The sequence below is a fragment of the Spirulina subsalsa CS-330 genome, assembly GCF_028330765.1.
Taxonomy (GTDB): domain Bacteria; phylum Cyanobacteriota; class Cyanobacteriia; order Cyanobacteriales; family Spirulinaceae; genus Spirulina; species Spirulina subsalsa_A.
In genome coordinates, this window is sequence record NZ_JAQMTY010000032.1 from 1 (window position 1) to 17,304 (window position 17,304).

15 protein-coding genes and 1 pseudogene are annotated in these 17,304 nt (G+C 57.9%); 8 read left to right on the forward strand and 8 right to left on the reverse strand.

Translation table 11 applies throughout. From position 1 onward, the window contains the following. Positions 1-156: 156 nt before the first annotated feature. Together PN477_RS02425 and PN477_RS02430 are read left to right on the forward strand one after the other, a co-directional pair. Positions 157-318 (forward strand): annotated as a pseudogene (locus tag PN477_RS02425) (serine hydrolase); the annotation flags it as partial. Positions 319-443: 125 nt separating this feature from the next. After that, on the forward strand, positions 444-2,759 hold the full coding sequence (locus PN477_RS02430; protein WP_272118577.1) for a CBS domain-containing protein: 2,316 nt from the start codon (positions 444-446) through the stop codon (positions 2,757-2,759). Here the strand turns inward: PN477_RS02430 and PN477_RS02435 are convergent. The 8 genes from PN477_RS02435 to PN477_RS02470 all read right to left on the reverse strand — a co-directional run bounded on the left by PN477_RS02435 (position 2,749) and on the right by PN477_RS02470 (position 11,079). Continuing rightward, positions 2,749-3,882: an acyltransferase family protein gene (locus tag PN477_RS02435; protein WP_272118575.1), complete on the reverse strand. Its 1,134-nt coding sequence runs from the start codon at positions 3,880-3,882 to the stop codon at positions 2,749-2,751. The genes PN477_RS02430 and PN477_RS02435 overlap by 11 nt on opposite strands. Continuing rightward, on the reverse strand, positions 3,879-5,117 hold the full coding sequence (gene lpxB / locus PN477_RS02440; protein ID WP_272118573.1) for a lipid-A-disaccharide synthase: 1,239 nt from the start codon (positions 5,115-5,117) through the stop codon (positions 3,879-3,881). Before lpxB ends, PN477_RS02435 begins: the two co-directional genes overlap by 4 nt. Before the next feature lie 56 nt (positions 5,118-5,173). Continuing rightward, entirely contained in the window at positions 5,174-5,992 is an 819-nt protein-coding gene (gene lpxA, locus PN477_RS02445; RefSeq protein ID WP_272118570.1) for an acyl-ACP--UDP-N-acetylglucosamine O-acyltransferase, read from the reverse strand. After that, a complete protein-coding gene (gene fabZ / locus PN477_RS02450) occupies positions 5,989-6,510 on the reverse strand; it encodes a 3-hydroxyacyl-ACP dehydratase FabZ (RefSeq protein WP_272118568.1) in 522 nt (173 codons plus the stop codon). Before fabZ ends, lpxA begins: the two co-directional genes overlap by 4 nt. A 51-nt stretch (positions 6,511-6,561) precedes the next feature. Beyond that, on the reverse strand, positions 6,562-7,452 hold the full coding sequence (gene lpxC / locus PN477_RS02455) for a UDP-3-O-acyl-N-acetylglucosamine deacetylase (protein WP_272118566.1): 891 nt from the start codon (positions 7,450-7,452) through the stop codon (positions 6,562-6,564). A 29-nt stretch (positions 7,453-7,481) separates the two neighbouring features. Further along, positions 7,482-9,791, reverse strand: coding sequence for a BamA/TamA family outer membrane protein (locus PN477_RS02460; RefSeq protein ID WP_272118565.1), 2,310 nt, complete (start codon positions 9,789-9,791; stop codon positions 7,482-7,484). 91 nt (positions 9,792-9,882) lie between these two features. Continuing rightward, positions 9,883-10,620, reverse strand: a complete 738-nt coding sequence (gene purC / locus PN477_RS02465; protein WP_417158735.1) for a phosphoribosylaminoimidazolesuccinocarboxamide synthase — start codon at positions 10,618-10,620, stop codon at positions 9,883-9,885. A gap of 114 nt (positions 10,621-10,734) precedes the next feature. Then, complete coding sequence (locus tag PN477_RS02470; RefSeq protein WP_272118563.1) at positions 10,735-11,079, reverse strand: nucleoside triphosphate pyrophosphohydrolase; 345 nt, start codon at positions 11,077-11,079, stop codon at positions 10,735-10,737. A gap of 3 nt (positions 11,080-11,082) precedes the next feature. Here PN477_RS02470 and PN477_RS02475 point away from each other — a divergent pair, with 3 nt between their 5' ends. The 6 genes from PN477_RS02475 to PN477_RS02500 all read left to right on the forward strand — a co-directional run bounded on the left by PN477_RS02475 (position 11,083) and on the right by PN477_RS02500 (position 17,301). Further along, positions 11,083-11,262, forward strand: a complete 180-nt coding sequence (locus PN477_RS02475) for a hypothetical protein (RefSeq protein WP_272118561.1) — start codon at positions 11,083-11,085, stop codon at positions 11,260-11,262. Positions 11,263-11,337: 75 nt separating this feature from the next. Beyond that, a complete protein-coding gene (locus PN477_RS02480) occupies positions 11,338-13,038 on the forward strand; it encodes a GAF domain-containing sensor histidine kinase (protein WP_272146957.1) in 1,701 nt (566 codons plus the stop codon). A gap of 50 nt (positions 13,039-13,088) precedes the next feature. Beyond that, positions 13,089-13,523, forward strand: coding sequence for a DUF2996 domain-containing protein (locus tag PN477_RS02485; protein WP_272117446.1), 435 nt, complete (start codon positions 13,089-13,091; stop codon positions 13,521-13,523). Positions 13,524-13,598: 75 nt separating this feature from the next. Next, positions 13,599-14,402, forward strand: coding sequence for a tetratricopeptide repeat protein (locus tag PN477_RS02490; protein WP_272117448.1), 804 nt, complete (start codon positions 13,599-13,601; stop codon positions 14,400-14,402). 187 nt (positions 14,403-14,589) lie between these two features. Continuing rightward, positions 14,590-14,946, forward strand: coding sequence for an NAD(P)H-quinone oxidoreductase subunit M (ndhM, locus tag PN477_RS02495; RefSeq protein ID WP_272117450.1), 357 nt, complete (start codon positions 14,590-14,592; stop codon positions 14,944-14,946). 246 nt (positions 14,947-15,192) lie between these two features. After that, positions 15,193-17,301 carry a PP2C family serine/threonine-protein phosphatase gene (locus PN477_RS02500; protein WP_272117452.1) on the forward strand — a complete coding sequence of 703 codons (2,109 nt, stop codon included), beginning with the start codon at positions 15,193-15,195 and terminating at the stop codon, positions 17,299-17,301. Positions 17,302-17,304 lie beyond the last annotated feature (3 nt).

The window sequence follows — 17,304 nt, forward strand, 5'->3', positions numbered from 1 at the left end:
CACTTGGGTGCGTTGGCTTCTCGATTTTAACACAAAACTGAATTCAGTCGTCTCCCGTTGGTCGGTTTATTGGTTGGCAAAAATTCATCTCACCGCTAACCTAACGGTGTAGCGGGAGTCCTCTTTTTGCATTTAAGATAGAGACATAAAACGGGGACTCTCGGCGGGGTGCTGGCGGATGTGGGGCTTGTGGATGTGCCCAACGGCAAACGCTATGCGATCGCCGTAATTGCCAAACGCCCCCGCCATGATCCCCAAGCCCAAACCCTCATTCAAACCCTCTCTCGCCTGACCTATCAACATTTCAGCACAAAGTAGCGTTGAACGGTTGAAGCAGCAAGAGGAGCAAACGATGGTGTAGGTTTTAGGATGGGGCTGCAACTTATCTGACGGTGTTGATGTCAACCCAGAGGAGTTGTCCCATTGCTCTGTTGGCAAAATTTATGTCATCGTCGTTGCTTGAGTTTGTTGATCGCCATCCCCTGACCCTGCCGCCCCATTGTCGTTTTGGCGAGGCGATCGCTGCCTTGCACCAGGGCCAAAAAACCTGCGTGCTGGTGGTGGAATCGGGTCGCCTCCAGGGGATTTTTACCCAGCGGGATGCGGTGCGCTGCCTCGTCAATGTGACGGCACAGCAGAATCAAACCTTAGGGACGCTGATGACGGTAAATCCGATCACCCTCACGGCGGCGGATGTGGATGCGATCGCGATCGCTCAAATGTTCTACCGCCACCACATTCGCCATCTGCCCGTTGTCCATCCTGACGGCACGCTCCTGGGCCTGATCACCCCCCACCAGATTCGCCAAGTTTTGCAACCCGTCGATTTGCTCCGCCTCAAAGCCATTGAAGAAGTGATGACCTATCCCGTCATCCAAGCCAGCCCTGACACCGCCCTCGTTGCGATCGCCGCTCAAATGACCGAGCACCGCGTCAGTTGCGTCGTGATCACCACCCCCCACCCCTCCCAAGTCGGTCAGCAAGCCCTCGGCATTATCACCGAAGCCGACATGGTCACCCAAGCCGCCCAAGGCTCGAATTTCGACCATCTCCCTGCCCACCGCGTCATGGCCGCCCCGGTGCTCACCATTGCCCCCCATGCAACCATGTGGCAAGCCCATCAATTGATGAACCAGCATCGGGTGCGGCGGTTGGTGGTGGTGAACGAGCAAGAGCAACTCCAAGGCATCATCACCCAGACGAATGTCTTGCAAGCGGTGGACTGTGTGGAAATCTACCAAACGATGACCACGTTGCAGCATGTCCTCGATGAGCAGCGGCAAGAATTGACCAAACTGAACGCGGCGCTCAGTGCGCAGGTGGAAGAGCGTCAGTTAATTGCCCAACAGTTGGCCTCGTCGGAGGGAAGACTGCGGGGCATTTTGGAGGCGATGACCGATGTGGTGCTAGTGATTCGGATGTTGGCGGGGCGGATCGACAATATTGATATTGCGCCCACCCATCTCAGCACGCTCTACGATGCGGAACAGGATTGGCTCAATCAAACAATTTCGGCATTTTTTGACCCCGACGAAGGCCCCACGTGGGGACGGCGGATTGAGCAGGTTTTGACTCTGCAACAGGGGCGCGATTTTGACTATCGCTTAACGTTGTCGGGGCGAGAGGTGTGGTTTTCGGCGCGGATTTCCCCCTTGGATGACCAGACAGTGATTTGGGTGGCGCGGGATATTAGCGATCGCAAACGGGCCGAAGCGGAACTCTACGAAAAAAATCGCATCCTCCAAGCCACCCTCCAGGAATTGCGGGTTACCCAGGCTGAACTGATCCAATCGGAAAAAATGGCCGCCTTGGGGCAATTGGTGGCGAGTATTGCCCACGAAATTAATACGCCCCTGGGGATCATTAGTTCGGCAGGACGGGTGATCGAAAATTTTTGGCAGGAGTCCCTAGGGTTACTGTTGCAAGTCTGGCAAGGGTTTGATGTCGTTCACCAAGAGCAGTTTCTCCACCTCTTAACCCAGATGCATCCCCCCTCGCCACCCCTGTCAACGCGGGAGCAACGCCAACTGCGCCGCCAATTGACCACCGCCCTCGAAGCGGAGGCGGTTCCTGATGCGCTAGCGGTGGCCCGAATTTTTAGCGAGATGGGGATGGTGGACTATCATCCCCATTTGCCCCTGCTGCGGAGTGAGAGGGGGTTAACGATCCTCCATTGGGTGCATCAGTTGGTGACGATGCAGATCAGCACGCAGAATATTGCGATCGCCAGCAAACGCGCCGCGAAAATCGTCTTCGCCCTCAAAAGCTATTCCCATTCCGACCACACAGAAGCCCGTTCCCCCGTTGATATTGCCGCTAGCCTTGAAACCGTCCTCACCCTTTACCACAATCAAATCAAGCAGGGCGTAACCCTAGAACGACGCTACACCGACAATCTTCCCCCCCTGAGTGGCTATCCCGATGAACTCAGTCAAGTGTGGGCGAACCTGATCCACAATGCCCTCCAAGCGATGGGGAATCAGGGGTCGCTGACGATTACCACCCGTGCTTGCGATCGCGCCATCGAAGTGCAGATCACCGATTCCGGGCCCGGGATTCCGGCGGAGGTGTTGCCCAATATTTTTAAGCCTTTTTTTACCACCAAAGTGGCGGGTGAAGGCAGCGGCTTAGGGCTGGATATTGTGCGGAAAATCATCGATCGCCACCACGGCACGATCGCCGTCCACAGTGAACCGGGCTGCACCACCTTCACCGTCTGTCTGCCCCTTGATATTCCTGATCCCGATCCTACAGTTTGAGAAACCACCCTTTGCGGTACAGGCCGTAGAGGACGACATACCAGATCAAGATATTGGCGATCGCAAACAACAGCGACCCATTCAACACCCCCGCCCAGGGCACAAACAGCGTTTCATAGAGCCAGCGATAGGTACTCGGAGCCGCCGCACCGCTGCCGACCTGGGTATAGTACAAAATCCGCACCCCAATCCCCGACGCGACAAACACAAAAATCGCATTCATCCCCATCACCTGCAACGGAAAACTCCAGCGCCGGATCTGGCGCACCTCGATCAACTCATAACAAGCCGCCAACAACAACAGCGACCAACCGCCGCTATAGAGTACATAGGAACTCGTCCACAATTGCTTATTAATCGGCAACGCCAGCCCCCACAACGCCCCCAAAATTACCGCCGCCAAGCCAAACATCACCAACCCGCCACTGGTGCGCGAAGTGCGCGGCTGATCCCGCAGCCAATCCCCGGTGAAATATCCCAGCAGGACGGTGGCGATCGAGGGGAGGGTGCTAAGGAGGCCTTCCGGGTCAAAGGTGGGGGTATAGAGATGGGACGCACCGAGGATGAGGCGATCCACATAGCCCGCCACATTGCCTTCGGGAGTTAAGGAGCCGATGCCCACGCCGGGCACGGGAACCGCCATCAAGATCAGCCAATAGAGCAGCAAAATCCCCCCGGTGGCGATCCACAGTCGCCGCCGTTTGAGGTGCAAAACGAGGAGCGACCCGCCCAGGTAGGCGAGGCTAATCCGTTGCAGCACGCCTAAAATGCGCAGGTTGCGAAAGTCAGGGTTGGGCCAATGTTTCCAGATGAAGCCGAAACTGTTGAGGAAAAGACCCAGGGCAAAAAGGAGGGCGCAGCGGCGTAGGATGCGAAGATACAGGGCGGTGTCGATCGCGGTGTCGGTGTGGTATTTGCCCAGGGAGAATGCCATGGCGGCCCCGGCGATGAATAGGAAGGCGGGAAAGACGAGATCGGTAGGGGTGAAGCCGTGCCATTCGGCATGGAGAAGGGGCGGGTAAACGTGGCTCCAACTGCCGGGGGTGTTGACGAGGATCATGCTGGCGATCGCTAACCCCCGAAACACATCCAACGACACCAAACGAGAGGAAGAGGAGGTCATAGGCGGGCGTGGGGGTTCGGTGGCGTAATGAGATCGAGAATGGCGTTGGCGGTGCGATCGCACACCCCCGGTGTCCCTAACCCCACTTTCATCCGCTCATAATCGGCGTTAATCTGCGATCGTCGGGTCGGATTCGCCAAAATATCTAAACTCTCCCGGCAAATATTCGCCACCGTCGCCTCTTCCTGCAAGAGTTCCGGCACTGCCAATTTCTTGAGCAGCAAATTCGGCGGCGCGACGTAGGGAATGACAATCTTGAAGATGTAGCGAGCCACCGCCATCGTCAGCCAACTAATCCGATAGACCACCACTTGCGGGATGTTTAGCAGGGCTAGTTCTAACGACACCGTTCCGGACTTGGTAATGGCAAGATCCGCTGCGGCTAAGGTGGTGAGGCGCTGATTTTCGACAATCGTTGCCTGCACGCCTGCCCGTGCTAAGGCGGCTTCAATCTGGGGGCGAAAGTCCCGGACGGAGAGGGGCAGCCAAAATTGGGCGTTGGGGTATTGCTGTTGGATCTGCTGGGCGGCGGTGCAAATCATCGGCAGCAGGGTTTTCAGTTCCTGGGGGCGGGAGGCGGGGAGGAGGGCGATCATTAACTGATCGGCGGGAATGCCCAATTGAGCGCGGGCGGCGGCACGACTGGGGGCGGCGTTAATGCGATCAATGAGGGGATGGCCGACCCAGTCCACATTGCCCCCGGCATCCCCGAAGTATTGGGCTTCGTCGGGGAAGATGGCGAAGATGCGATCGCTAAAACTGACAATATCCCGCAACTTGCTCGGAAACGGATTCCACACCCACAACTGCGGCGCAATGTAGTAAATAATGCGGGTTTGGGGAAAATGCTGCTTTACATAGCGTCCGAGGCTGATGTTGAATCCTTCATAGTCAATCAAAATCAGCAGATCCGGCGGTTCGGCTTGGATCGCTTGGCGCACCTGTTGATTGATTTTCAACGACGGCAGAATCATCGGCAGGACTTCTTGAATCCCAAACGCCGACATCTGGGTGGTATCGGCCACCAAGCTCATTCCGGCGTTGGCCATCCGCTCCCCACCCAGGCCACGCAGGGCCAACGGCATCCCCCGCGCCGCGCCCTGACGGCGGAGGGCCTCGATCAACAGCGAACCTTGGAGATCTCCAGAGACTTCTCCGGTGCTGATGAAAATTTGGCGGGTGGGGGCGGGAGTCGCGATCGCAGCAGACGCACTGCTAGAAAGTTGATGGGTCATACCGTTGTGTCAGAGGTCAAAGAATCAATCCAGTGCGGGGGTCTGGCTCGGATGGCCTAGCGATTGCCGGGAATCACACCGCGCCGTTTTGCACTTAATGCCCCCACCAGAAAGCGATGTAAATGCACCAGTTGGGGCAGATCGCTGAGGGTTTCAAGTTGTTGAACAGCGGTGCTAAACCGGAGATCCGAGCGATAGAGGAGGCGAAAGGCTTTCTTGAGCAGTTGGACATCCTGGGGGGCGAGGCCGGCGCGTTGGAGGCCGACGAGATTGAGCGATCGCACCCGCGCCGGATTCCCCTCCACCAACATATAGGGCGGCACATCGCGGTCAATCCGACTCATCCCCCCCAACATCGCCATCGTCCCCACATGGACAAACTGATGAATCCCCAAAATGCCCCCAATCACCACCCGCGACTCTAACTCCACATGGCCCGCCAAGGCGACCCCGTTGGCGATCACAATATTGTCCGCGAGGATGCAATTATGGGCCACATGCACATAGGCCATTAAGAGATTATGATCGCCAATGATCGTTTCTTCGCCGTCATTGGTGGCCCGGTTAATCGTCACATATTCCCGCAGCCGATTATAGTTCCCAATCCGCACCCGACTCATCCCCCCTTGATATTTCAAATCTTGGGGTTCGAGGCCAATGGCAGACCCTGGGAAAATATGATTACCCACGCCAATCTCCGTGGGGCCCTCAATCACAACATGGGCCCCAATTTTCGTCTCAGCACCAACGGTGACCCCAGCCCCAATGACGCTGTAGGGCCCCACTTCAACCGTGGGATGGAGATGGGCATCGGGGTCGATAATCGCTGTGGGATGAATTAAGGGTTTCAAGGAAATAGCTCCGGCAAGATTCATTCCACCAATGAGAAGAGCATCTCACCTTCGACGGCTAGCTCCCCCTCCACTTCGGCACGGCCTTGCATTTTGCCAAAGCGACCGCCTCGAAAGCGGAGGAGTTCGACGGTCATCACGAGGCGATCGCCCGGCACCACCGGCCGACGAAACCGAACTTTATCAATGCCCGCAAACACAAAGAGACTCTTTTCTTGACCGGGCATTTGCTTCAAAATAATGCCCCCGACTTGGGCCATGGCTTCCACCATCAAAACCCCCGGCATAATCGGTCGCCCCGGAAAATGCCCCTGGAAAAACGGCTCATTCATCGTTACATTTTTAATCCCGACTGCTTGTTTGCCGGGACTGTACTCAATGATGCGGTCAACCAAGGCGAAAGGATAGCGATGGGGCAAAATGTTTTGAATTTCTTCAATGCTGAAGACGGTTTTCGCGCCCCCTAGACTATCGACGATCGCAGGGTCGGTAGACTCTAACGCAGCATGTTGAGCATCGGTTCGATCAGTTACTATGGTCATCGGCTTACTTATAGTCGGTTCGCAAGATTATCCCATGGAAAACCCCAGAGCCTATCGAGGCCGGGCTGGAGCCGCCGCTGCAAGGGCTTGAGCCAATTGAAGATGCAATTGGTGACTCGCTTTATACGCCACGATATGGGCACGGGGAAAAGGGCCCAATAAACTTAAGTCTCCCACTAAATCTAAAAGTTTATGACGTGCTGGCTCATTTGCAAATCGTAACGGGGGATTTAGCCAGCCGTCATGGTCACACACCAGGGCATTCTCAAGGCTGCCGCCTTGGATCAAGCCTTGGCGGCGCAAGTGGTCGATTTGATCGGCAAAGCCAAAGGTGCGAGCGGGGGCGATCGCCGTGGCAAAGTCCTCCTGATCCGGTTGCCAACTGTGCCACTGTTGCCCGATCGCCGCGTAGGGAAAATCAATGCCATAGGTGAGTTGGGCCTGGGGGGCGGGAATCGCCGTCACAAAGGCATCTCGGGCCTGCACGGTCACCGCCTGGGGCAGATCCCACGGTGGGGGCGCGGCGTGGTTGAGGGGTTGGCAACCGGCTTGGGCGATCGCCCTCACCCAGTCTTGGGCCGAACCATCGAGGAGCGGCAGTTCAGGGCCATCCACCTCAATCCGCACATCGGTAATCCCCAACCCACTCAGGGCCGCAAGTAAATGCTCCACCGTCCGCACCGTCGCCCCATTTTGGCTTAACTCCGTGGAGAGCGTGGTGGCCCCCACTGCCGCCAGGGTGGCATCAATGCGCGGCTGGCCCGGCAGATCCACCCGGACAAAATAGCGGCCCTCCGGCTCCTCCACGGGGACAAGCTGCACCGTCGTTGACTGGCCCAAATGGAGACCCACCCCCGTGCGCGTGGCCCGTTGTGTCAGGGTTACGCCGGAGCGTTGCCCTAGTCTTGCGGCAGGGCCGCCTTGTCCCTGTGGCTGCTGCATACTGTCTCTCCTGCGTCTACACCGCCCCCTTAGAACCGTTGACCAATGCCGAAGTGAATCCGGCTATCGCCTTGATCATTGAGACCATAGTCGATCCGAATCGGGCCGAGGGGCGATTGAATCCGCACCCCCACGCCATAGCCCAAGCCATCGCCGGGTTTCCCCCGCACCCCCGCCGGATTGCCGGGGACATCATCCCCCGTGCCTAAATCAGTGCCGTAGTCCACGAAAAAGGCTCCCCCCAGGAAGGACAAAATCGGGAACCGATATTCGGCAGTGGCTTGGATATAGGTGCGACCGCTGCCCACGTCCCCTTCTTTGTAGCCCCGCACGGAGTTCGCACCGCCTAAACTAAAGGCTTCGTAAGGGGGAAGGTCGCCGATGATTGTGCCGCCTTGGAGGTTAAAGGCGAGGGCTTGGGGCGCGTCGGGATCATTGGTGAAGTTGAGCCAATCGACGGGGTAATAGGTGCTGTAGCTGGCGCGGAGGCGATTGAAGAGGATCGTTCCGGCTCCTACGGGGACGGTTTGCTCCATGCCGAGGCGGAGCAGGGAGCCTGCGGTGGGTTCTAGGAAGCTATTGCGGCGATCGCGCACGGCCCCCAAGCGCAGGGTGACGAGGGTATCTTGACCGTTGGGGGTGTGGGAGAGCAAATTCCCCAAACTATCGCGGGGGCTAATGTCGCCATCACTATCGCGCACGTCAACCCCTTGGTAGCTAAACCCAGCGGACACCGTCCATTCCGCACGGCTAAAGGGATCGGGGGAGAGGGGACGGTTAAAATCAATGCCGCCCCCGGTGCGAACAATGCGGGGGCGATCGCCATCCGGCAAGCGAATTTCGGGATCACCTTCATCAAAAATCAACGAAATCGACCGCCGCCGGAACATATTCACCGTGTAGGAGGTGCGATAGGGGTCGCCCGCAATCCAGGGGTCTGTAAAACTCAGGTCAAACAACAGTTCCCGCGTTCCCACCTGAAGTTCCGCGCCCACCGTGTGATTATTGCCGCCGAGGTTTTGCTGTTGGTAGCTCGCTGTCCCGAAAAAGCCGCTGGCGGAACTGACCCCAGCCCCTGCCGCCAATGAGCCAGTATTACTTTCTTGCACATCTACATTCACCACCACCTTGGCCGGATCATCCGCTGGCTCAAAGGAGAGGCGCACATCTTCAAACAGACCTAAGCCAAACACCCGTTGGAGATCTTCTTGGGCCGTGGCCCGGTTGAAGACCCCACCCGACGCAAGTTTCATCTCGCGGGTGACGATGAATTCACGGGTGCGCCCCTCAACAATTTCTTCCTCTTCATCAATGAAACGCACTTGAATCCGTTCGATCACCCCTTCGGCGAGGGTGAGGGTGACGCGACCATCGGGGCTAATTTGGGGATTACCCACCACTTGGGCGAGGTCATAGCCGTTTTCTTGGTACCACTCATTGATCCGAATGATGCCCAGTTGGAGGTCGCGCAGGTTGAGAACTTCGTTGTAGTCGTCGGCAAAGATGTCGTTGATTAAGGCTGCCGGGATGACGCGATCGCTGTCATCAGCGGGCAGGGTTTGCACCACCACTTCGCGCAGCACCGGGTTGACATCAACGATAAACGTGACCCGCACCCCCAAGGGGGTATCTTCGGGCTGTTGCGTCACATTGGCGAAGTAGCCCGTGGCGAAGATGGCATTGACATCATCCTGGAGTTGGGTGCGCGTCGTGGTAAGACCCGGTTGGGTGTCGATGGTGTCGTACACCAGGTTTTCCAGTTCTGGCGTGAGGCCCGGCCCGGTGACGATCACTTCTGACACCAGCACTTGGGGTTCCGGGGCGGTGGGGGGTTCTTCCGGGGCGGGGTCTTCGAGGTTGAATTGGGCGAGTTCGAGGTCGGCGTGTTTGGTGAGATGGCTGGGCAGGTCGATGTGTTCGCTGGGTTCGTAGGGGGGAATGGGGAGGGATTCGAGATCGGCGGCGGTGGGGCGTGGGGCGTTGGGGGCGGCGGCGATGGGGGAGGGATGCGCTGGGGCTGCCTGGGGCGCGGCGGGGGAAGCGATCGCCACGGGAGGCTGGGGCGTAGCGGGAATCATTTGCAAGGGTTCCGGCGTGACGCGAGCTTCAGGAGCCGAGGACTTTTGCACCACCTTGGGCTGCTGTTTATCGGGGGTGGATGCGATCGCCTCTGACGGAACCGTTACCTCCGCAGGCCCGACCGATCTAGTCTGTTCCTCCCCGGTTGCCGCGACCGAAACGCTGGGATCGGAAGCCTCGACATTACTCCAGACCGGCGCAGCAAGAGACAAGGTGGCAGAGGTTGCCAACAGCGTAAAAACAAAGGGAGATAAGCGCATATGAGTTTGATTGAGCACGTCCACACACCAACTAATAAACTAAATAAATGAATAACTGAACTCGATGCATCACCGTGTTAACCCCTGTCCCTTAGGCCTCTGACAATGAGGTCACCGCCTGCAAGACTCGCGCTCGCATGGTTTGATAGGCCCCTTCCACCTGACCGAGATCATGGCGAAAGCGGTCTTTATCCAGAATCCGTTTTTGAGGATCGGGTTCGGCCTTGTCCCAAAGGCGACAGGTATCAGGACTGATTTCATCGGCCAGGCGCAGGTGACCGTGGGCATCAACACCGAACTCCAGTTTAAAATCAACCAACACAATGTCACATCGGTCAAAAAACGTCATCAGGTGTTGATTAATATTCAGGGCATATTGTTGTAGTGCTGTGACTTGTTCTGGTGTTGCAAGTTCCAACAATCGGAGGCGATCGCCCGTTAACAGCGGATCACCGAGATCATCGTTCTTATAGTAGAACTCCACCAGGGGTGCTGGGATCGGTTGACCCACCGCTAACCCCGTTTCCCGCGCTAAACTGCCCGCCACAATATTGCGCACCACCACTTCGAGGGGAATAATCGTCACCGCTCGCACCCGCATCGAGGTGGGGTCAACGGTGCTGAGATAGTGGGTGGGGATGTTGTGGGTTTCGAGGTACTGCAACAGCGCCGCCGTAATCGTGCAGTTGACCTCTCCCTTGCCGATGATTTGACCCCGTTTTTTGGCATTGAAGGCGGTGGCATCATCCTTAAAGACACTGAGCAACACCTCCGGTTCATCGGTGGTGTAGAGGATTTTGGCTTTCCCTTCGTAGAGTTTTTCTGGCATGGATTGAGAGAGTAAGGAAGGATAGATGCGCTGTAGCTGGGAGGTCACGGGCCCCCATGCTGAAAGCAGGGTGGGGTCGGATTGGGACTAAATCCCGGTGGGATCAAGACTGACTCATAATTTACCAGAGTCTTGGGAGTCTACTGCGATTAGTTCGAGGCGTTGCTGAAAACCACCGCGATCGCGCTGCCGTTGGGCTTTGATTTGGGCCAGGGCCTGGGGGTCAAGATCGTAGAAGGCGAGGAGGTGCTCGATCACTTCTTGCAGGTCGGCCAATTCCGTGAGGAGGTCGGCAGGGGACGCGGCAGCGGCTTCGGCGGCCTCTTCTTGGAGTTTGGCCCGCAGTGCCTGATCGTAGTCCGCCGCTGACAGAACGCGGGTGATGCTGGTGCGACCGGCGGCGGTGATGATCTCAGGAATGCGATCGCGAATCAGTTTGGGCAGAGTTGAATCGGTCATCGGTTGCAACGGTTAGGAATTCACGGTTCGGGGGATTGGCCACCGTGCCGCCAGAATCGGGAAGGGCTACCGTATCCTAAGAAAGGGCGATCGCAGGGTTTGGCGATCGCCGTGCCTCAATGTTTCCCCGTGGCGATCGCTTCGGATTGGGTGACGCGGCTCCGGGTCAACGATGCGGACTGATGCGTCATCCCTGGGATTCAGGGGCGTTACCCCCCATCGCCAGGCATTGAGGCTCACTCTTGACGCTTCGCACCCATGACCCATTTCCCCACTGATATTCCGTCGATCCTGGAACCGATTGTTGAGCAATTGTGGCAACCCAAAAACTGCCACACAGCCATGCAACAGGCCCTCAATCGTCTCCATCAGGTCTGCCAGGTTCAGCGTTGTTTCCTGCTCCGTCCCCACTGCACCGGCGAATTTCTCCCCGTCCAACAGTCCGACGCGACAATCCTGCCCTACCCCAACACGGCTGATCCCCTCGTGACCGCCTACGCCTCTGCCCTGGAACGGGGTGAGGTGATCTGCTGGTCGAAGCCTGATCCCCAGTGGCCGCCCCAGATCCAGTCCTACCTTAAAACCTGGAATATTCAAGCGGCCTGTTTAATGCCGTTGCGGTGGCGATCGCACGAGCTGGGGATTCTCAGCCTCCATGACGATCACCCCCGACCGTGGCAGCGCGACGATCTCACCGCGATTCACTGCATTGCCCACCATGGAGCGATCGCCCTCTACCGCGACAGCCACCAGCCCCCCGACTGCCTCTATCCCCCCTCCCCTGAACCCCTCCTCCACCGCAGCCTTAGACTTCTCTGCCACAGCACGCCCCCCGTCCCCTTTGATACCCTCATCGCCCAGATTGGCCAATCCTTCAACGTCGATCGGGTCTGGCTCCTGATCGCCGTCGAGGATGAATTTTGGGTCAAGACCGAATGGTGCGCCCATGGCCAGATCCCCAAACAACAGGGGGCCAAAGTGCTGCAAGCCCACTTCCCCGCTGGCCGCCTCGATCCGGCCCACTGGCCCACCGTCTCTTCGGTGCAAGGTGTTCCCCCCGCCACGCCCCTCCCGGCTCCCACCTGCGTTTTAAATCTGCCCATCGGCGATCGCACCCAAGTCTACGGCAGCTTGAGCCTGCACCAGTTTAAGCCCGTACCCCCCCTAACCGCCGCAGCGGTGCAAACCCTCCGGGCGATCAGTGATGCGATCGCCCTGATCATCCTCCACGAGCAAACCCGCGAAACCTCCCGCCAACTCAGCCGCGAAAACCACCACAAAAGCGAAATGCTCTCCCTGATGAGCCACGAACTGCGCACCCCCCTCACGGGTATTTTGGGCTTTGCCAAGGCTCTCCTTGAACAAATTTATGGCCCCCTCAACGCCAAACAGCACCAATATCTCACGGCGATCGTGGAATCGGGGGACTACCTCCTCGCCCTGATTAACGACCTCCTCGATCTGTCCAAAATCGAAGCCAACCGCGAAGAACTCTACCTCGAACCTGTGGTGCTTGCCGATCTCTGCCAAGGTGCGATCGCGATCGTCCAAGAACTCGCCCGGATCGCCAACCTCGATCTGCACCTCCACCTCGACCCCCACCTCCCCCCCTACATCGCCGACCCCCGCCGCCTCAAGCAAATCCTCGTCAACCTCCTCGCCAACGCGATCAAGTTCACCCCCCAAGGCTCCGTCACCCTCAGCGTCACCCTCTGCCCCCCGCACCTCTGCTTCGCCGTGCGCGATACCGGCATCGGCATCGCCGCCGCTGACCTCGACACCCTCTTTCAACCCTTCCGTCAACTCCACACCCCCTTCAACGCCACCCAAGCCGGTACGGGCCTCGGCCTCGCCCTCTCCCAAAAACTGGCCCAACTTCACCAAGGCGATATCCAGGTCGAATCCACCCCCAACCAAGGAAGCTGCTTCACCCTCCGCCTGCCCCTTGATCAACCCTGAACGTTTTTCCGTACAATAATGAAGACCTGTAGATGCCTGTATGCTGGACTATGACTGAAGACGCAAAAGCCAACGCTTCCGCCCCCAAAGCCAAGAAAGCCAAACCGCCTGCCCCAGAAGACAAGCCCTTTACCGAATTCATGGAGCAAGAGTTTGTGCCGGCGTTGAAAACAGCCTTTAATGATGCAGGGCTAACGGATATGGAACTTGCCTTTGAGAAGAAACCCCTCAACCTGGCCGGGATCAATGCCACGGATGATTATTGGCAAGTGGAAGGCCAGTGGCAACAGGGGGAACGCCAGTTTAATCTCTACTGCTTTGATGAAGACATTAAAGGGCAAAAGGGCTTCACCGCCACCACCTACGGCAGCAAGCCCAGCACCTTGGAATCGTTTATGATTGACGAGCGCAAAATTACCCGTGATTTGATGGTGATGTATACCTTGCAGCGCATTAACAGCGAGAAGTGGCTCGGCCGCAACTAACGGCCTGCCGGGGTGAATCCCCCTGGGGAAACCGTCAGCCCCGCTAACTGTATTGAAGGAAACAAAGGAGGAGTGATGGGTGCAAGTGTCGCGGTGAGCGAGGCGAATTTTGCCGCTGAGGTGTTGGGGCCGTGCGAGGAATTGCCGATCATTGTGGATTTTTTTGCGACTTGGTGCGGGCCCTGTAAGGTGCTGAAGCCGACCTTGGAGCGGCTGGCGATGGAATATGGGGTGATGCTGGCGACGGTGGATATTGACCAAAACCCAGAATTAGCCTCTCAGTATGGCGTGGAAGGGGTTCCGGATGTGCGGATTGCGACGGCGGGCAGGTTGCAGCCGGGGTTTGTGGGGGCGGTTCCGGAGGGTCAGATTCGGGAGATTCTGGCGCGGTATGAGTTGCGATCGGAGTTGGAAACGACGTTGGCGGCGGCCCAAGGGGCGATCGCAGCCCGTCAATTCCCTGAAGCCAAGGCCCTGTTTGATACGCTGTTTGAACGCTATCCCGATCATCCTGGCGTGACCCTCGAAGCGGCGCGGTTTTTGATTCTCCTCCAGCAGTTTGAGGATGCCGAACGCTTGTTAAACTCGATTCCGCCGGATCAAGCCGAGCATTACAAGCGGGCCCAAGGGGTGAAGAGTTTGATGCGCTTTCAACAATGGGCGGCGGCTGATCCCAGTCAGGGCATCGGGGCGGCGGCCCAGGATGTCTTGCAAGGGGAGTATGAAACCGCGTTGCAGCAGTTTTTAGCGATCGTGGAAGCGGGGAAAAGGGACAAAGACACCGCCCGCCAAGGGATGGTGGATGTGTTTGCGCTCCTCGGCAGTCAGCACCCCCTGACTCGTCAGTATCAACAGGCGTTGATGATGGCGTTGTATTAATCGCGCCGTTCTTCCCCTGCCTCCTCTGGCCGTGGGAGAATGATCCTCTGGTTGGGCCGGAGCAGCGCGGTCAAGGCGGCAGCCATTCACCCAATCCGGATCACCTATGTCAAAATAGCCTTAATTCTGGGTTTTGGGGATGTTTTCCCGGCCTTGATCTTCACGTCCTCTGAATGACCACATCACCATGCTTTTAAAATCCACCACCCGCCATATTCGGATCTTCACGGCTGAAGTTCACAATAATGAGCTTGTGCCGAGCGAAACAGTCCTCGCCCTTGATATTGACCCCGATAAGGAATTCAATTGGACAGAAGAGACTCGTGAACTGGTACGCCGTCGCTTTGATACCCTCGTGGAAGCTTACAATGGCGAGGAATTGAGTGAATATAACCTGCGGCGGATTGGCTCAGAGCTTGAGCATTACATCCGGGAACTGTTGCAAGCGGGTCAATTGAGCTACAACCTACAAGGGCGTGTGCTCAACTACAGCATGGGCTTACCCCGTGTGGATACAGAACAGGGCAAGGGCAAATTTTATTAACCCCCCCTGCGATCGCCGGGTGTCCGGCAACGGCCAAGGGTGCATCCCACTTTTACAGATTCACCCGGCTCGCCAGGGAGCACCCTCATCCCCAGCCCTTCTCCCGCAGGAGAACGGAGCCAAATGCCCTCTCCTGAGGAAGAAGGTTGGGTGAGGGATTGCATTCCCGGCTGGCTCGTTTGAATGCGATCGCGAGCCGCCAAACCACCACTACACCGATGTTCTCGGTAGCCGATCGGGATTGATATGGACGGAGCAACAGGCCACCTTTACTGTGTAAATGGGGATTGTCAACAACCCAATCCTGCCCATAATCGCTTTTGTCAGGCGTGCCAAACGCCGTTAATGCGGCGCTATTTGTGGGCGATTGGGGAGCCGATCCCGATTTTTACGGTGGGGTCGGTGTTGGGCGATCGCTACCAAGCGATCACGCCCCGAATTGTCTTAGATCTCCATCCCTACCTGCCGCCCCAAATGCCGGAGGACAATATTCCTGGCCGGATGTTGCCCTATTTGAAGCTGATCGGGCAACAATTGCACCTCCCCCAGCTTTACGGACAACTCACCGGCGAGCCGGAGGTGTGGCTGTTGGAGGTGGGAAACTTGCGCGATCCGGTGCATCCGGTGGGGGATCATCTTTTACCGCAGTTGCAAACCTGTTGGGCGCGGGCCAATGCCCTGCGGCAGGCGGCTTGGTTGTGGCAATTGGCGCGATTGTGGGACTCGTGCCAGGCCGAAGGGGTGGCGAGCACGCTGCTGACGGTGGATCTGTTGCAGGTGAATGGCCCGGTGGTGCGGTTGCGGGAATTGCAGTTTGATTCGGAGCCGGTGACGTTGGCGCAGTTGGGGCAACTGTGGGCAACTTGGGTGAGCTATGCGGCCACGCCCCTGCGGGATTTTTTACGATCGCTCTGTCAGCAGTTACAAACGGGACAACTGGCCACGGCGGAGCAATTAATCGAAACCCTCGATCGCGCCATTGCCACCTTGGGACAGGGGGGCGATCGCGCCTATCAAATTTTTGCCCAAACCGATGCGGGTCCAAGCCGCGATCACAACGAAGATGCCTGCTATCCCCAGGATCTCACCACGATTACCGCTGGGGAAACCAAGACGCAGCCCCTGCTGATTGTTTGTGATGGCATTGGCGGCCATGAGGGGGGCGAGGTGGCCTCGGCGATCGCGATCGACACAATGCAAGACCATCTCCACACCGCCATTGCCTCAAACCGCGATCGCCCCTGGGTGGATCACCTCCAAACCGCCCTAGAGCAAGCCATCTTGCAAGCCAATGACCAGATTTGCCAACGCAATGACGACGAAGAGCGCCACGAACGGCAACGGATGGGAACCACCTTGGTCAGTGTGATCAGCCACGCTCCCCATCTCTACCTCGGCCATGTGGGGGATTCTCGAATTTATTGGATTACCCGCAGTGGGTGCTATCAGATCAGCCTCGATGATGATGTGGCGGCGCGGGAAGTGCGCCTCGGCTATGCCCTCTATCGGGATGCGGTGTCATTTCCCGGCGGCGGGGCCTTGGTGCAGGCCTTGGGGATGGGGTCGCGCGATCGCCTCTATCCCACGGTGGATCGCCTGGTACTCGATGAAGACAGCCTCCTGTTACTCTGTTCCGACGGCTTGAGCGACTACGATCGCGTCGAACAATATTGGCAAACGGAACTACTCCCCGTCCTCCACCATCAACAGGAACTCCAAACCGCCGTCCAACGCCTCGTTGCCCTCGCCAACCAAAAAAACGGCCACGATAACGTCACCGTCGGCCTGTTCCATTGCCAATTTCGACCCCATCCCCAGGGCAGTCCCATCCTCGCCCCCTTGCCCGTCGATGTGGCTCCCGATCCCGTTTCCCTGTCCCAGCCCACAGCCCTAAGCCGCCCCCGCCATGGGCCGCCCCTGATGGTGATCACCACCGTGACCGTGGCCCTGGTCTTGATGATTTTGGGCGGCCTCTCCTATTGGCTGTTTCCGGAACTGCGCCAATGGACGGATCGCCTCACGGGGAACACCCCCGTCACCGCCGAATCCCCCCAAATCCCCCTCGATCAGTTGGAATTGGGGGTCGCCGCCGCCACCCTCCGCACCCTGGCCGTCCAACCCGACCCCCGCCCCGAAGCTGAAACCCTCGCCCTTTCCCCCCAAACCGTGATCATCGTCACCCGCCGTCAAGCCGCCCCCAATCAGCAGACCTGGCTTCAACTCCAACTCTGCAATCCGACGGTGAATCAACCGGCGGTGGTGTGGGTGGAGCGCGATCGCATTCAAGACACGTTGGTTGCCCCCCTCACGCCGCCGCCTCGGTGTGTTCCCGCCCCCGAAAACCTGATAGAGTGATTG

What these genes read in the sequence shown, in the direction of transcription:
- PN477_RS02430 (WP_272118577.1), top strand. Translation starts at nt 444, where the DNA reads ATGTCATCGTCGTTGCTTGAGTTTGTTGATCGCCATCCCCTGACCCTG.
- PN477_RS02435 (WP_272118575.1), bottom strand. Translation starts at nt 3,882, where the DNA reads ATGACCTCCTCTTCCTCTCGTTTGGTGTCGTTGGATGTGTTTCGGGGG.
- lpxB (WP_272118573.1), bottom strand. Translation starts at nt 5,117, where the DNA reads ATGACCCATCAACTTTCTAGCAGTGCGTCTGCTGCGATCGCGACTCCC.
- lpxA (WP_272118570.1), bottom strand. Translation starts at nt 5,992, where the DNA reads ATGAATCTTGCCGGAGCTATTTCCTTGAAACCCTTAATTCATCCCACA.
- fabZ (WP_272118568.1), bottom strand. Translation starts at nt 6,510, where the DNA reads ATGACCATAGTAACTGATCGAACCGATGCTCAACATGCTGCGTTAGAG.
- lpxC (WP_272118566.1), bottom strand. Translation starts at nt 7,452, where the DNA reads ATGCAGCAGCCACAGGGACAAGGCGGCCCTGCCGCAAGACTAGGGCAA.
- PN477_RS02460 (WP_272118565.1), bottom strand. Translation starts at nt 9,791, where the DNA reads ATGCGCTTATCTCCCTTTGTTTTTACGCTGTTGGCAACCTCTGCCACC.
- purC (WP_417158735.1), bottom strand. Translation starts at nt 10,620, where the DNA reads ATGCCAGAAAAACTCTACGAAGGGAAAGCCAAAATCCTCTACACCACC.
- PN477_RS02470 (WP_272118563.1), bottom strand. Translation starts at nt 11,079, where the DNA reads ATGACCGATTCAACTCTGCCCAAACTGATTCGCGATCGCATTCCTGAG.
- PN477_RS02480 (WP_272146957.1), top strand. Translation starts at nt 11,338, where the DNA reads ATGACCCATTTCCCCACTGATATTCCGTCGATCCTGGAACCGATTGTT.
- PN477_RS02485 (WP_272117446.1), top strand. Translation starts at nt 13,089, where the DNA reads ATGACTGAAGACGCAAAAGCCAACGCTTCCGCCCCCAAAGCCAAGAAA.
- PN477_RS02490 (WP_272117448.1), top strand. Translation starts at nt 13,599, where the DNA reads ATGGGTGCAAGTGTCGCGGTGAGCGAGGCGAATTTTGCCGCTGAGGTG.
- ndhM (WP_272117450.1), top strand. Translation starts at nt 14,590, where the DNA reads ATGCTTTTAAAATCCACCACCCGCCATATTCGGATCTTCACGGCTGAA.
- PN477_RS02500 (WP_272117452.1), top strand. Translation starts at nt 15,193, where the DNA reads ATGGACGGAGCAACAGGCCACCTTTACTGTGTAAATGGGGATTGTCAA.